Source organism: Alteromonas sp. ABV2_168, from assembly GCF_056161165.1.
The window spans coordinates 61,581-75,646 of the sequence record NZ_JBSWYQ010000014.1 but is presented as its reverse complement, the minus strand read 5'-3'; the positions used below and the strand labels follow the sequence as shown (position 1 = coordinate 75,646).

The window sequence follows — 14,066 nt, the reverse complement described above, 5'->3', positions numbered from 1 at the left end:
GCCCTTTTACTTCGATTATTTTTAATCACTGCGCGGGTGCAGAACGTGTGCAGTTTCTATGAGTGTTATGAATCAAATTATTGTTACAACCAGCCGTGGTCTGGATGAGCTGTTAAAAGCTGAAATTGAAGCGCTTTGTCCTGATACTGATTGTCGCTTATCGCCCGGCACAGTAACGTTTACCGGCACCCTTGAACAGGCCTATACCGTTTGTTTATGGTCCAGGCTGGCGAACCGTGTTATCTGGGTGCTGGCCGAAGGAAAGTGTGACTCAGCAGAATCTTTATACGATACCGCTTCATCCGTTGACTGGCAGCAACACCTGCGGGCCAGTGACACGTTGAGTGTACAGTTCAACGGCACCAACCATGCCATTAAAAATTCTCAGTTTGGTGCTGTGCGAATAAAAGACGCTATTGTTGATCAGTTTATGGAAGAGTTAGATCAACGGCCGTCTGTAGAAAAGAAATTTTCAGATTTTCCTATCTGGGCCCGCGTACACCGGGACAATGTGGTCATCGGTCTGGATATGTCCGGAAACAGTCTTCACCAGAGAGCTTACCGTTCGAAAACCGGTGAAGCACCGTTAAAAGAACACGTGGCATGCGCGATGCTGATCCGCTCAGGCTGGACATCAAACACAGATAAACCGCTCACGGATCTGTTCTGTGGTTCGGGCACCATCGCTATTGAAGCCGCGTACATTGCCAGAAATATTGCTCCCGGCATCAAACGCAGTTACTGGGGCTTCAGTCGCTGGTTGCAACATAACCAGCCTCTGTGGGACAAGATTAACGATGATGCTCTGGCAGCACAAAAGCCCTGTGATATTCGTATTACTGCTACAGATATTGACCGTAAGCTCATCAATATTGCACGGACGAATGCCGATCAGGCCGGTGTATTTAAAGACATTCATTTTGATAGCTGCGATGCGCTGAAAGCGGAACCTCAGGTTAAAGAAGCCGGTTATCTGGTGAGTAACCCGCCTTATGGCGAACGGCTCGGCGAACTTACAGACCTTATCCCGACCTTTTCAGAACTGGGTAAGCAGTTGAAAGCGGCCTGGTCAGGCTGGCATGTATCCCTGCTCAGCAGCAACCGCGATTTATTGCGAATGATGAAACTGCGCTCGTCAAAAGACTACGGCATGAATAACGGTAAGCTGGAATGCCGGCTGGTTAATTATGTTATGGACGAAGACAACTGCCGGCAATTTGGCTCAGACGGAGTGAATCACGAATTTGCTAACCGGCTGAAAAAGAATCTTAAAAAGCTGAAAAGTTGGGTAAAGCAACAGGACACCAACTGTTACCGTATTTATGACGCCGATTTGCCTGATTACAATGTGGCTATTGATGTGTATGGTGACTGGCTTGTTGTGCAGGAATATGCGCCACCGAAAACCATTTCTGAAGACAAAGCACGTCGCCGCTTACAGGAAGTGCTGTTGCATTTGCCGGCAGTAACCGGCACAAACCCGAAGCAAATTGCGTTAAAAGTGCGCAGTCAGCAGAAGGGTAAAAACCAGTACGAAAAAATGGATCAGAAAGGTGATCGGCTGACTGTTTATGAAAACGGTGCGAAACTGCTGGTTAACCTGACAGATTATCTTGATACAGGATTATTTCTGGATCACCGTGACACCCGTAAACTGGTGTCACAACGGGTGAAAAATAAAGATGTGCTGAACCTGTTTTCATATACTGGCAGTGTTTCTGTGCATGCTGCTTTGGGTGGTGCCCGTTCTGTGACTACTGTCGATATGTCGAAAACCTATCTGGACTGGGCGAAAGACAACATGACACTGAATAAAGTGAAAGGCGCCAATGCCTTTATTCAGGCTGATTGTACGACGTGGCTCAAAACACACCCCGGCAAATACGATTTTATTTTTATCGATCCGCCGTCGTTTTCAAATTCAAAACGTATGCAGGATACCTTTGATGTTCAGCGCGACCACGTTGCTTTGCTGAAAGATGCGTTCCGTTGTTTGAATGATGGCGGTGAAGTGGTGTTTTCGAATAACCGCCGGGGCTTCAAACTTGATACTGATGCGTTAGCCGGAGCCGGATATAAAGACATAGAAGATATTTCCGCAAAGACTATTCCGGAAGATTTCGCCCGTCATGCAAATATTCATCAATGCTGGACGTTGAAGAAGTGAAATTAGCGTTTTATACAGGACCGGGTTGTCATTTATGTGATCTTGCCAGTGACGTGCTGGCACAAACTCACCAGGCGCCTTTGCTGGACATTACAAAATGTAACATCCGCGACGACGCAAACCTGTATCATCTGTATGCAGTCCGTATTCCTGTGATCAAACGCATGGATACCGGTGCCGAACTCGGCTGGCCTTTTGACGTAGAACAGGCAGAATCCTTTTTATCATGAGTGTAATTCAGTTAAAAAACATCACCGTTATCTACGGTAATCCGCCATTACTGGATGGCGTTGAATTAGTGGTTCAACCCGGAGAACGGGTTTGCCTGGTCGGACGAAATGGCAGTGGAAAATCCACGCTTATGAAAGTGCTGGCCGGAGACATTATCGCTGACGACGGGCAGCGTATTATCGACAGTAAAACCATTGTTGCGAGACTCGAACAGGATCCTCCGCAAACTGTTGATATCTCACTGTTTGACTATGTGGCCGAAGGGCTTGCCGATGTGGGCGATATTCTTAAGCAGTATTTTCATCAGACCCGTAAGGTGTCGGATGATCCTTCCGAAGCTAACTTGAATAAACTGCAACACCTGCAGGAAGCGCTCGAAAGCCGTGATGCCTGGCAATTCGAGCAGCAAATAGAACAAACCCTTACCATGCTGAAACTGGATGCGGACATGTCTTTGTCCACGCTGTCCGGTGGCTGGAGAAGAAAAGCGGCACTGGCCAGAGCGCTGGTGCGTCAGCCCGACTTATTACTTCTTGATGAGCCGACTAATCACCTTGATATTGAAATGATTCGCTGGCTGGAACAAAGCTTAACGGCGTTCCGCGGTGCAATCGTTTTTATCAGTCACGATCGTGCATTCATTCGCAACATGGCAACCCGTATTGTGGATCTCGACCGCGGTTCGCTGACCAGTTACCCCGGTAACTATGCCACCTACCTGGAAAAGAAACAGCAGGATCTGGATATCGAGGCTGCTCAGAATGCAGAGTTTGATAAGAAACTCGCTCAGGAAGAAGTGTGGATCCGTCAGGGCATTAAAGCCCGCAGGACCCGTAATGAGGGCAGAGTAAGGGCACTTAAAAAGCTTCGTGAAACCCGTAAAGCCCGTCGCGAGACCCAGGGCAATGCCGTTGTAGCACAACATGCCGGTTCCCGCTCAGGTAAAATGGTGTTCGAGGTAACTGACGCCAGTTACAGCTACGGCGAGAAAGCCATTGTTAAAAACCTTACCCTAAACCTGTTAAGGGGTGATAAATTAGCGCTCATCGGCCCGAACGGTAGTGGCAAATCTACTCTTATCAAGTTGTTGCTGGGTGAACTGGCTCCGCAATCCGGAAACGTCCGCCAGGGCGTTAATCTGGAAGTCGCGTATTTTGATCAGCATCGCCACGGCCTGGAACTTGAGAAGTCAGTCATTGACGCTGTCGGTGACGGAAAGCGTGATTTGATGGTAAATGGCCACCCCAGACATGTGATCAGTTATCTGCAGGACTATTTATTTACCCCGGAGCGGGTGAATGCCCCGGTAAAATCTCTGTCAGGTGGTGAGAAAAACCGTCTGATGCTGGCAAAGCTGATGCTGAAACCCAGTAACTTACTGGTGCTCGACGAACCGACCAACGACCTGGACGTTGAGACGCTGGAAATGCTGGAAACCCTGCTGAATGAATATGAAGGCACGGTATTACTTGTCAGCCACGACCGTGAGTTTGTGGATAACGTCGCTAACAGTTGCCTGGTGTTTGAAGGCGAAGGTGAGCTCAAAGAATTTATCGGCGGCTTCACAGATGTGGAGAGCTGGTATAAGCAAAATGCAGCACAGAAAACTGCAGAGGCAAAGGTAAAAGATGAAACTAAACCGGTTTCTGACAGTCCTAAGCCAAAGTCTTCAGTACGCAAGACGAAAAAGTTATCATATAAAGATCAACGTGAACTGGATTCTCTGCCTGCAGAGATAGAAACGCTGGAAACCGCGTTAGCAGAATTACAGGAACAAGTGAATGATCCTGAGTTTTTTAAACAAACTGCCGACAGCACAGCCGCAACTCTGGCCACGTTATCAGAAACAGAAGAAACCCTATCCCGGAAATATGCGCGCTGGGATGAACTGGAAAGCATGCTGGAAGACACTCAGCAGTAATTAGGATTATAAATGAAATTAACACAGCTTGCCGCTGCCATGGCAATGACCACTGCGTCAGCTTCTGCCCTGGCCGCCACCTATACAGTCACACCTGTACCAGTCAGGGATATCAGTATTAACAATTTTGCCCAGTCTATCGACGAGTCCGGCTTCACGGTGACGATGACATCAGCAGAATTTAATCCACCCATCGACCTCGATTTTCTGGAAGAATCCGGATTTATCGACAACAATGCATCGACTTTCGAAAGTGAAGACGACGTCAGACAGGGCATTTTCTCAGATGTGGATTACACCACGATTGTTACCGGTTTACTGTCTCACAGCACGACTGCCCGGAATGCTTTTGTTTACCAGCACCTGACGCCTTACCGCTCGTATATCACAGATACGACAGATGCCGATCTCATCCCCGGTCTGGATGCGTGGTCGGAACTGTTTGATGATTACGCCCATGCGGTTACAACCTATGCACGTGACAGTCTGAACGGTGATTATGTTACCGGCTCAACTGAAGGCCCGTATTACGAGCTGGATTATGAAGATGAAGACGGCAACGATACCACTTATGTACTTAACGACATCAAGTCTACGGCCTTTGTCAGTGTAAACGGTGAAACCAAACTGCTGGCTTCTGAAGATGATACGTTAAACGGCCTCAGTCAGGCGTTTGCCATTAACAACAATCTTCAGGTTGTGGGCAACAGCATGGTTGACCACATTGAAGGCATTGATGACGCCATTGAAGCCTGTGAAGAAGAAGAAACCCGTGGTGACATTCCTGTGGAATATTGCTACCGCAGTATCCGTGTAGACGCATCTTCAGATACATCTACCTACGGCTTCCGTTTACCGGCCGTGGGCGACCGTTCAACGCCGGGTGTGCACATCCGTGCCACTGTCTGGCAGTTAGATGCTAACGGCAACACGATTACTACAGATACGTATCCGCTTGTGTTTGAACCTGATGCCGATGATGAGTCTGCATACTGGTCGCTGGCGCAGGATATTAATGATCAGGGTATCGCTGTAGGTGCGTCATCTCTTGACGAAATTGCTTACATCCGCCGTCCTTCAGGTTATAGCTATGAGCGCCTGAATGTTGCAGTGAGTTATGCAGAAGGCGAAACAACCGAAATGTTACCCCGTGACGAAAATATCATGTCTGAAGCAGTTGCCATTAACAATGACAACTGGGTAACAGGTTACGTACTACGTGCCCCTAATGATACTGCCCGTAACCGTGTGTTCGTCTACAACCTGGACACAGGTGAAGCTCTTTATCCGGAAGGCTTCTTTACCAATGCCGGCGCAGAAGGTAAAGGCATCAACAATAACAACATTGTGGTTGGCTCGTCAGAATACGACTCCACTGTTGATACAAACCGTGAAACCCACGGCTTCATGTACGACATTGAAGCGAAAGAAATGACGGATCTGAACGATCTGTTACCTTGTGACAGTGTATACACCATTGTCGACGCCATTGGTATCAATGACAGCAATGAGATTATTGCAAATGCCCGCTACCGTACCGGTGAACGTTATGTAACGGGTGTGGAAGTGATTGACGATGAAGGCGAAACGCCCATCGACGATACCATTATTGCAGTGAAACTCACGCCGCTGGAAAACGGTGAAGTAGAGACCTGTGACATTCCTGAAGATGAAATTGACGATGTGGCTTACGAGCGTAAAGGTGCGGCAATTTCTCCATGGTGGCTGTTATTAACAGGCGGCTTACTCGCGTTCAGACGACGTAAACAGTAATGTGAAATGAGCACTGTTTAGCCGCTGCATAGCACGTAAACTGTGCTAAATATGTACAGCGAGCCTATCAAAAACCGCACCAATGTGCGGTTTTTTTGTACATATAGTTTGACGTTTTAAAAAACGTAATATTTATGACAAAAAAATGTAACATTAAATTAGACAAATTTTCATTAACTTACTATTTGTCAATACCAAAAAAAATTTAATTAAGTTGAACCAAGCCTGCCTCTGCACTATCACATATATGTGCGTGAAAAAACTTGAAGGCACCATCAACCCATACTGACAGGAGAGCCCGATAGTCAATCACGGCACAGTTAAATAATCAAAAGAGGCTTATCAATGAAACGACAAAAAAGAGATAAATTGACGCGTGCACACGCAAAAGGGTATCAAGCTGGTATCAGCGGTCGTTCAAAGGAGAACTGTCCATTTCAGGCTTTTGACGCCAGGTCACAATGGCTCGGAGGCTGGAGGGAAGCCGTTGAAGACAGACAATTAGGATTCAACGTGCGTTAAGCATCTCTTTCAGTATAGGTAAGCCCCGATTTAACGGGGCTTTTTTATACCTGAAAAAAATCAGAATTTAGACGTGTCCTGGAACAGACCGACTTTCAAATCTTTTGCGGTATAAATAACACGGCCGTCTACTTCAACCTGACCATCAGCCAGACCCATAAACAGTTTACGTTTAACTACACGCTTCATGTTGATGCGGTAGGTTACCTTTTTAGCCGTAGGCAGAATTTGACCGGTAAATTTCACTTCACCTACGCCAAGAGCACGACCTTTACCGGGACCACCGCTCCAGCCAAGGAAGAAACCCACCAGCTGCCACATGGCATCCAGACCCAGACAGCCAGGCATTACAGGGTCACCCGGGAAGTGGCAGTCAAAGAACCACAGATCAGGCGTGATATCCAGTTCGGCAATGATTTCGCCTTTATCGTACTCACCGCCTTCTTCACTGATATGACTGATACGGTCCATCATCAGCATATTAGGAGCCGGTAATTGACTATTACCCGGCCCGAACATTTCACCGCGGCTACAGGCCAGCAAGTCTTCACGGTTAAAACTATTTTGTTTGTCGGACATGATATCCCTTTGTTGTTAGATTTTCAGCGTGGTAATTTAGCGAACACTTGTACGCTAAACAACTCTGAACAGTCATTTATTGTGAAAATTTACATGTTACACTGTGCACGTAACCACGAGATGACAACGGTATGACTGAAAAGAAAAAAGCCAATCCTTCCGCCAATGCTGAAAAACAGCGTCGTTTCCGCGAAAGACAAAAAGCAGCAGGAAAAAAAATGGTTCGTGGCTATGTCAGCCCCGAAGCCATGCAGTGCTATAAAGAAATCAGCGATAAAACCGGATGGAGTGACAGTGAAGTACTGTCCAACGCGTTACGCATAACCTATGCAGCCTACAAGTGTGGTCAAATCCGTCTTTTGAATCAGTGGCTTAAAGATCAGAAGCGCTAGCCCCGGATTTTAACCAGCGCCGGGAAGGACTCGCGGATGTCGTGTGCTTTCTGACGATCCGGGCTGACTCTCTGAGCACCTCTTCAAGACCACAGCCGCTCTCTGGTTTGTTTATTGTGCTGTCTGATATCAATCACCGGCAGCATGTAATCCCGTTGTATATCAAAATCCAGCATCGCTGCTTCCAGCGGCGGAATATCTGCCGGATTATGACACAGCGCTGCCGGCAGATTTTTTATTTCCGCTACCCATTTTTTTATAAACACTGCTTCAGGATCGAGCCTGGCGGACTGGGTTGCAGGATTATATAACCTGACGGTGTGTATACCGGTAATACTGGCCTGCATCTGAATCTGCGGCAGATCCCGTCAGCTGGTCGTTTATATCGGTGATACTCTGACAGATGAAGCGCCAGTGTCTGTCACTCATGTGCGGATCCTGCATGAGTTCCGGCTCAAAACAGAATACTAACAGCACCGGCAAACCGCTCCGGACGGCTTCTTTCAGGGGGGCATGATCGCGCAGACGCAAATCCCGTTTGAGCCATCCCACCGCAATATCGGGCTTCAGCTCAGCCATTTGTTGATAAATGTCCGGTCCGGATCATACATATTCGTCTGCTTTTCAAGGTCAAACTGGCGGTGACCACGGGGATCATGACCCACTCCTCCAAGGTAGAGCCAGTTACCCCAGTTACTGCCGGGGTCGTAATCTACCAGACATTGTTCAAACCAGGCCGCCCCGTATTGCCAGTTTTGTCCCAGCTCATGGACCAGACAACTGGCAACCAGTTGTCTGCCGCGGTTAGACATGAAACCGGTTTGCATCAGTTGCCGCATGCAGGCATCAACAATCGGGTAGCCGGTTCTTCCATGTTGCCAACGGATTATTTTGTCCGCATCGTAGTGACAGGGACGTTTTTCATCCCGCAGTCCTGCTTGCAGATACCAGTCTTTGCCGGGCTTAAGCTGGGCAAAATGAAAAAACTCCCGCCACAATAATTCAAAATAAACCCAGTATGTGGACTCATTGGCTTCCACTTCATCTTCAAAACGCCTGAGCTCAAAATATACCCGGCGGGGAGACAAAGCGCCTGCCGCAAGCCATGGCGAGAAACGTGTACTGGCCGTTTCGTCATCCAGCGCATTTCTGGTTTCTTTATAACGCAGCACATGCCGTTGTTTGAATAAATACACATTCAGCCGTTCCAGCGCAGCATTTTCTCCGCCACGAAAAAGAGGAGGTGTTTTGCTTTTCTCATGTACAGCCGTCACAGATTGCACTTCGGTGGCGAAGGGCGGTGGGTATGATACCGGAGGATCTAATGGTAACTCCGGTATTGTGTTCCTCTCTGTTTGCTTGCGGAATTGTGTAAATTGCCCGGGCATTTCGTTAAGAGAAAAGGGGAGCGAAGACTGATTAAACAGGGATGCGGCATCTTTATACACCGTATTAATACCGTCACAAGCATCAACCACATGTTGCCAGTCCTGCAATTCGTAAAAACCCGGATTCACATGTGCGCCAAGCCAGCTTACATCGTATTTTTTTATCAGTTCTGCAATGATAACAGCCGGGTTACCTTCAAGGATAAGTAACCTCTGGCCAAGAGGTACCAGGGCATCATCCAGTTCATCCAGACATTCAGCGATAAACTGTTCCCTGATTGCGCCGGTGCGTTGTGTGCCGAAAGGTGTGGTTTCTGACAGCCGGCTATCTCTGACATACACCAGCAGCAACTCCGTGACGTTCTGACACATCTCTTCCAGTGCCGGCATATCGTCAAGCCGTAAATCCTGACGGAACCAGAAAATGCCCTTCACACGGGCCGGATAACTGCTTTTTGTATAGTGCGATGTTTTCATTACAAAACCTTAATTTTCACCCGTTTGTAATCAGATTTATTACAATGCCGTATCTATTGCATCATTCTGAATAAAAAGGATAACAACGTGCCGGTACCCGTCAGCATTATGTGGTTCCGCCAGGACTTGCGCGTGAAAGATAATCCCGCGCTTAACGCCGCCTGCGACCTTGGAAAAATTATCCCAGTATATATTGCAGATACGTCTGTACCGGAAAAACGACTTCCCGGTAGTGTAACTAAATGGTGGTTACATCAATCATTAAACTCCCTTAATGATCGTCTTAACGGTCATCTGAAGGTATTCAGCGGCGATCCGGCAGAACTCATTCCTGAACTCATGACACGGTTCGATGTGCAGCATATCTTCTGGAACCGGTTGTATGAGCCCTGGCATGTGGCCAGAGACAAAAAATTGAAGCAGGCTCTGAAAGATGACGGCATAACGGTGAAGAGTTTCAATGGTTCGTTGTTGTGGGAGCCCTGGGACATTGAGAATAAATCAGGATCACCCTATAAGGTATTTACGCCGTTTTACCGTAAAGGATGCTTACAGGCCGCTGAGCCACGTTTTCCCCAGGCGCCGGTAGCCAGAATCACTTACGCGGACGTGGACAATGCAGGCACGTTAATTGATGAACTCGGGTTGATGCCTGATATTCAGTGGTACGATGGCATTGAAAAAATGTGGACACCGGGAGAAGACGGTGCAGCCGACCGGCTTGCTACCTTCATAGACGAAGCGGCAGCGAATTATAAAACTGACCGGGATATTCCGGCAGTGCAGGGCACATCGTTGCTCAGCCCGCATCTTCATGCCGGAGAAATATCTCCTAATCAAATCTGGTATGCCATTAAGGATGCCTTTGGCAACAGTGATGATAAGAATATCGATACCTATCTGAGTGAACTGGGATGGCGGGAATTTGCCCACCACCTTATTTATCATTTTCCTGATTTCCCCGATAAGAACTTCAATGAGAAGTTCGATAAGTTTCCATGGCGCCGGAGTCAGAAAGATCTGCAAGCGTGGCAGAAGGGCCGCACAGGTATCCCTATTGTCGATGCAGGCATGCGGGAATTATGGCATACCGGCTATATGCACAACCGCGTACGGATGATAACCGGCTCATTTCTGGTGAAGAACTTGCTTACCGACTGGCGTGAGGGAGAAGCCTGGTTCTGGGATTGTCTGGTTGACGCTGACGGTGCGAATAACACCGCCGGATGGCAGTGGGTGGCGGGGTCGGGTGCCGACGCTGCGCCCTATTTTCGGGTGTTTAACCCGGTGTTGCAGGGGGAGAAATTCGACAAGCAGGGCGAATACGTACGTACCTGGTGTCCCGAACTGAAAAAATTGCCCAACAAATATATTCATAAGCCCTGGGAGGCGGACAAGGCAACACTCAAACAGGCTGGTGTCGTGCTCGGAGAGCAATATCCTGAACCTCTGGTAGATTTAAAAGCGTCACGGCAACGGGCACTGGATGCCTTTAATGAAATTAAGGGGTAACCATGGGCTGTACTCTGCGATTGATACTTGGCGACCAGCTCACCGCCACTTTACCGGTGATCACTGACGCGGTGAAAACCCGCGATATTTTATTGATGGCAGAGGTGAAAGAAGAAGCCACATATGTGAAGCACCATAAAAAGAAGATTGCATTTTTATTTTCAGCTATGCGGCATTTCGCAGAAGAACTGAAAGATGACGGCTTTAAGGTGCACTACAGGAAGTACGATGACCCTGACAATCAGGGGAGCTTGCTGAATGAAGTAAAAGCGCTGGTGAGCAAACACGATGTTGATAATATCGTTGTAACTGAACCGGGTGAATACCGTTTACTGAAGAATATGCAGCAGTGGGAAAGTCAGCACGGTGTGCCTGTGGAGCTGTTACCCGACGAACGGTTCTACGCCAGTAAAGCCAGGTTTGCTGAATGGGCTGAAGGACGGAAAACCCTTCGTATGGAATTCTGGTACCGGGAAATGCGCAAAGAAACCGGCATTCTTATGGAAAATGGTGCGCCGGCGGGGGGAGACTGGAACTACGATGCGAAAAACCGTGAGTCCATGCCCGCCAGTGTCACTCCGCCATCACCGGTAAAATTTGAACCCGATGTGATAACCCGGGACGTGATCAGTCTGGTTGAAAAAGAGTTCGGTGATCACTTCGGTGAATTAGATGATTTTCATTATGCCACCGATCGTGCCGGCGCACTTGAGGTATTAAACCGCTTTATTGACGAACGGCTACCGGACTTTGGTCGCTATCAGGACGCCATGCGTCACAACATGCCCTGGTTGTTTCACTCCCATCTGTCCTTTTACATCAATTGCGGTTTGCTGAGTCCCCGGGAGGTGGTTCAGCAGGCAGAAGCCGCCTGGCATGCCGGTGAAGCACCACTGAATTCCGTAGAAGGCTTCATAAGGCAGATCATTGGCTGGCGTGAATTTGTGCGGGGGTTTTACTGGCATTTCATGCCGGGGTTACAGTCAGATAATTATTTCAATGCAAAAAGAACCTTGCCCGACTTTTTCTGGGACGGCTACACCAATATGAATTGTCTGCGTCAGTGTATTACTGACACTAAAAAACATGCCTACGCACACCATATTCAGCGTTTGATGGTGTTAGGTAATTTTTCATTATTGTGTGAGTTATCACCCGCTGAAGTACAGGAATGGTATCTGCTGGTGTACGCAGATGCCTACGAGTGGGTAGAGTTACCTAATGTGTCCGGCATGATTTTATTCGCCGATGGCGGCAATCTCGCAAGCAAACCTTATGTAGCAAGTGGCAGCTACATTAATAAGATGTCTGATTACTGCAAGCATTGTGGTTACAGTGTGTCGAAAAAGACCGGGGAAGGAGCCTGTCCGTTCAATTACCTGTACTGGCGCTTTCTCGATGCCCATCAGGACAAGTTACGGAAGAACCCGAGAATGGCGCTTGTCTATAAAAGCTACGACAGAATGGCGGAAGAGAAAATAGCGGCAATGCGGGATGACGGTCAACGCTTTCTGACAAAACTGAGTAAAAATGAAGAAGTCTGATTTACCGCAGAAGATGTGTCCGGTTTGCCAGCGGCCATTTACATGGCGCAAAAAGTGGGAACGGAACTGGGAAGCGGTAAAATATTGCTCTAAAAGATGTGCCGGCAATAAACAAAGCCGGCACGACCGTTGATATCAGAACATCCAGCCCGCAGGATCCGGATGGGCCTGATTGTTATCAAGATATTTCATGCCTTTCACACAACGAACAATCAGCCAGACAACCCAGAAAAGAATAACCAGCCAGCCTATCAGCACAACAGACAGAACCGAGCCGATCACCAGATAGAGGAAACCTATCCAGAAAGTACGGATTTGGAAACGGTAGTGGCTTTGCAGCCATTCCGGTGCATCTGATTTATTTATGTAGGCCATCACAACACCCACAAGGCCGGTGATACCAAATAAAATGCCTACCAGATACAGGATATAGACAATTTTGGCAGTGCTGCCTGATGCATTCGTGTTCGCGGGAATTTCGCTCATTTTATTTATCCTTTTTTAAAGTTATTTTTCCATACTATTTTCAGTCGGTTAGAAAGGCGGCTTGATAAATAGTCATGAAATAGTGCGATGAAACCGGACAAAATGCAATGCTCTGTATAGATTGATGGCAAGTTCCTGTGATTAAGTTTTGCTTTTTTTGAGTTTTACAATTGAAACTTATTACAGAAAAACTACGGTTTACATTGGCTGTGTACCGGGACAGTGATAGACAAGTCAGTTCAACCGACATCACTGGTATCCCTATGATCACAAAATTACCTGTTTCTAATTCTGCTATTCTGCTTAGTAGCTTGCTGACACTTTCTGCCTGCTCAACGACTCAAAACAACAATGATGACTGGCAAAATTTACTGTCGCCGGCAGAACAGAAAAACTGGACTGCAAAAATTAATCATCATCCTTCAGGGGTAAATTTTGCCAACACATTCCGGTTTTCAGGAGATATGCTGCTTGTACGTTATGATAGCTATGATGACTTCAACGAACAATTCGGCCATCTTTTCTATGAAGCTGAATTAACCAGCTTTCATCTCAAATTTGAGTACCGCTTTACCGGAGACTTTCTCGAAAGCGCCCCTGGCTACGCACGATTAAACAGTGGTGTAATGTTTGCCAGTCAGTCTGCTGATTCCATCCTCACGGATCAAAACTGGCCGGTTTCGGTGGAAATGCAGCTGTTGGCTGAGCGTGAAGCCGGTGTAGTAAGACCTACAGGAAATATGTGTTCGCCCGGTACAGAAATTTATTATCAGGGCGACATTTATCCTGAACACTGCCTTAACTCGTCATCGCCCACGTTCCCCGCCGGTGAATGGGTGAGAGGCGAATTGATCGTTAAAGACGGGCACGTTACTCAACTTATCAATGATGATGTGGTTCTTGAATATGATTTAGCTCTCGCTAAAAAGGACGATCTGGTCACCGGTGAAAACCCGGCGACATGGGAACAGATGAAAAACCTGAAGTCAGGTTATATTGCATTTCAAAGTGAAGGGCAGCCCATTGATTTTAAGAATATTTACTTAAAAATACTGTGAATGGTCAGCCTATTCA

General features: G+C 47.5%; 15 protein-coding genes. 10 read left to right on the top strand and 5 right to left on the bottom strand.

Annotated elements, in window-relative coordinates; genetic code table 11:
- Positions 1-67 precede the first annotated feature (67 nt).
- The 5 genes from rlmKL to rmf all read left to right on the top strand — a co-directional run bounded on the left by rlmKL (position 68) and on the right by rmf (position 6,614).
- On the top strand, positions 68-2,167 hold the full coding sequence (gene rlmKL / locus ACXAH4_RS18485) for a bifunctional 23S rRNA (guanine(2069)-N(7))-methyltransferase RlmK/23S rRNA (guanine(2445)-N(2))-methyltransferase RlmL (RefSeq protein ID WP_474882940.1): 2,100 nt from the start codon (positions 68-70) through the stop codon (positions 2,165-2,167).
- The gene (locus tag ACXAH4_RS18480) at positions 2,164-2,397 is read left to right on the top strand and encodes a glutaredoxin family protein (RefSeq protein ID WP_119503391.1); all 234 of its coding nucleotides are present in this window, start codon (positions 2,164-2,166) and stop codon (positions 2,395-2,397) included. Before rlmKL ends, ACXAH4_RS18480 begins: the two co-directional genes overlap by 4 nt.
- Positions 2,394-4,319, top strand: coding sequence for an ATP-binding cassette ATPase Uup (gene uup / locus ACXAH4_RS18475; RefSeq protein WP_474851572.1), 1,926 nt, complete (start codon positions 2,394-2,396; stop codon positions 4,317-4,319). The genes ACXAH4_RS18480 and uup overlap by 4 nt, the downstream gene beginning before the upstream one ends.
- A 12-nt stretch (positions 4,320-4,331) precedes the next feature.
- Entirely contained in the window at positions 4,332-6,092 is a 1,761-nt protein-coding gene (locus ACXAH4_RS18470) for a DUF3466 family protein (RefSeq protein ID WP_474844192.1), read from the top strand.
- 345 nt (positions 6,093-6,437) lie between these two features.
- A complete protein-coding gene (gene rmf / locus ACXAH4_RS18465) occupies positions 6,438-6,614 on the top strand; it encodes a ribosome modulation factor (RefSeq protein ID WP_070124638.1) in 177 nt (58 codons plus the stop codon).
- 60 nt (positions 6,615-6,674) lie between these two features.
- Here the strand turns inward: rmf and fabA are convergent, their stop codons facing one another.
- The gene (gene fabA / locus ACXAH4_RS18460) at positions 6,675-7,193 is read right to left on the bottom strand and encodes a 3-hydroxyacyl-[acyl-carrier-protein] dehydratase FabA (RefSeq protein WP_119501365.1); all 519 of its coding nucleotides are present in this window, start codon (positions 7,191-7,193) and stop codon (positions 6,675-6,677) included.
- Positions 7,194-7,324: 131 nt separating this feature from the next.
- On the opposite strand from fabA, the gene ACXAH4_RS18455 reads away from it, so the two are divergent.
- Positions 7,325-7,585, top strand: coding sequence for a hypothetical protein (locus tag ACXAH4_RS18455; protein WP_119501366.1), 261 nt, complete (start codon positions 7,325-7,327; stop codon positions 7,583-7,585).
- A gap of 83 nt (positions 7,586-7,668) precedes the next feature.
- On the opposite strand, the gene ACXAH4_RS18450 is transcribed toward ACXAH4_RS18455, so the two are convergent.
- The 3 genes from ACXAH4_RS18450 to ACXAH4_RS18440 are packed head-to-tail and all read right to left on the bottom strand — an operon-like array spanning position 7,669 to position 9,450.
- Entirely contained in the window at positions 7,669-7,932 is a 264-nt protein-coding gene (locus tag ACXAH4_RS18450; RefSeq protein WP_474882939.1) for an FAD-binding domain-containing protein, read from the bottom strand.
- Entirely contained in the window at positions 7,889-8,164 is a 276-nt protein-coding gene (locus ACXAH4_RS18445; protein ID WP_474882937.1) for a deoxyribodipyrimidine photo-lyase, read from the bottom strand. The genes ACXAH4_RS18450 and ACXAH4_RS18445 overlap by 44 nt, the downstream gene beginning before the upstream one ends.
- Positions 8,152-9,450, bottom strand: a complete 1,299-nt coding sequence (locus ACXAH4_RS18440; protein ID WP_474882935.1) for a DASH family cryptochrome — start codon at positions 9,448-9,450, stop codon at positions 8,152-8,154. Before ACXAH4_RS18440 ends, ACXAH4_RS18445 begins: the two co-directional genes overlap by 13 nt.
- An 87-nt stretch (positions 9,451-9,537) precedes the next feature.
- Between ACXAH4_RS18440 and ACXAH4_RS18435 the strand changes: the two genes are divergently transcribed.
- From ACXAH4_RS18435 to ACXAH4_RS18425, 3 genes are read left to right on the top strand one after another with little or no spacing between them, the layout of a single operon-like run.
- Positions 9,538-10,962 carry a cryptochrome/photolyase family protein gene (locus tag ACXAH4_RS18435; protein ID WP_474882933.1) on the top strand — a complete coding sequence of 475 codons (1,425 nt, stop codon included), beginning with the start codon at positions 9,538-9,540 and terminating at the stop codon, positions 10,960-10,962.
- 2 nt (positions 10,963-10,964) lie between these two features.
- A complete protein-coding gene (locus ACXAH4_RS18430) occupies positions 10,965-12,506 on the top strand; it encodes a cryptochrome/photolyase family protein (protein ID WP_474882931.1) in 1,542 nt (513 codons plus the stop codon).
- Positions 12,493-12,639, top strand: a complete 147-nt coding sequence (locus ACXAH4_RS18425) for a DUF2256 domain-containing protein (protein WP_119501371.1) — start codon at positions 12,493-12,495, stop codon at positions 12,637-12,639. Before ACXAH4_RS18430 ends, ACXAH4_RS18425 begins: the two co-directional genes overlap by 14 nt.
- A gap of 2 nt (positions 12,640-12,641) precedes the next feature.
- Here the strand turns inward: ACXAH4_RS18425 and ACXAH4_RS18420 are convergent, their stop codons facing one another.
- Positions 12,642-12,992, bottom strand: coding sequence for a DUF4870 family protein (locus ACXAH4_RS18420; RefSeq protein WP_474844198.1), 351 nt, complete (start codon positions 12,990-12,992; stop codon positions 12,642-12,644).
- A 263-nt stretch (positions 12,993-13,255) separates the two neighbouring features.
- Between ACXAH4_RS18420 and ACXAH4_RS18415 the strand changes: the two genes are divergently transcribed.
- The gene (locus ACXAH4_RS18415; protein WP_474844199.1) at positions 13,256-14,050 is read left to right on the top strand and encodes a 3-keto-disaccharide hydrolase; all 795 of its coding nucleotides are present in this window, start codon (positions 13,256-13,258) and stop codon (positions 14,048-14,050) included.
- The last annotated feature ends 16 nt before the right edge of the window (positions 14,051-14,066 follow it).

Bases quoted from the DNA above. Each gene is read 5' to 3' on its own strand.
- rlmKL (WP_474882940.1), top strand. From the start codon at position 68: ATGAATCAAATTATTGTTACAACCAGCCGTGGTCTGGATGAGCTGTTA.
- uup (WP_474851572.1), top strand. From the start codon at position 2,394: ATGAGTGTAATTCAGTTAAAAAACATCACCGTTATCTACGGTAATCCG.
- ACXAH4_RS18470 (WP_474844192.1), top strand. From the start codon at position 4,332: ATGAAATTAACACAGCTTGCCGCTGCCATGGCAATGACCACTGCGTCA.
- rmf (WP_070124638.1), top strand. From the start codon at position 6,438: ATGAAACGACAAAAAAGAGATAAATTGACGCGTGCACACGCAAAAGGG.
- fabA (WP_119501365.1), bottom strand. From the start codon at position 7,193: ATGTCCGACAAACAAAATAGTTTTAACCGTGAAGACTTGCTGGCCTGT.
- ACXAH4_RS18455 (WP_119501366.1), top strand. From the start codon at position 7,325: ATGACTGAAAAGAAAAAAGCCAATCCTTCCGCCAATGCTGAAAAACAG.
- ACXAH4_RS18450 (WP_474882939.1), bottom strand. From the start codon at position 7,932: ATGCAGGCCAGTATTACCGGTATACACACCGTCAGGTTATATAATCCT.
- ACXAH4_RS18445 (WP_474882937.1), bottom strand. From the start codon at position 8,164: ATGGCTGAGCTGAAGCCCGATATTGCGGTGGGATGGCTCAAACGGGAT.
- ACXAH4_RS18440 (WP_474882935.1), bottom strand. From the start codon at position 9,450: ATGAAAACATCGCACTATACAAAAAGCAGTTATCCGGCCCGTGTGAAG.
- ACXAH4_RS18430 (WP_474882931.1), top strand. From the start codon at position 10,965: ATGGGCTGTACTCTGCGATTGATACTTGGCGACCAGCTCACCGCCACT.
- ACXAH4_RS18425 (WP_119501371.1), top strand. From the start codon at position 12,493: ATGAAGAAGTCTGATTTACCGCAGAAGATGTGTCCGGTTTGCCAGCGG.
- ACXAH4_RS18420 (WP_474844198.1), bottom strand. From the start codon at position 12,992: ATGAGCGAAATTCCCGCGAACACGAATGCATCAGGCAGCACTGCCAAA.
- ACXAH4_RS18415 (WP_474844199.1), top strand. From the start codon at position 13,256: ATGATCACAAAATTACCTGTTTCTAATTCTGCTATTCTGCTTAGTAGC.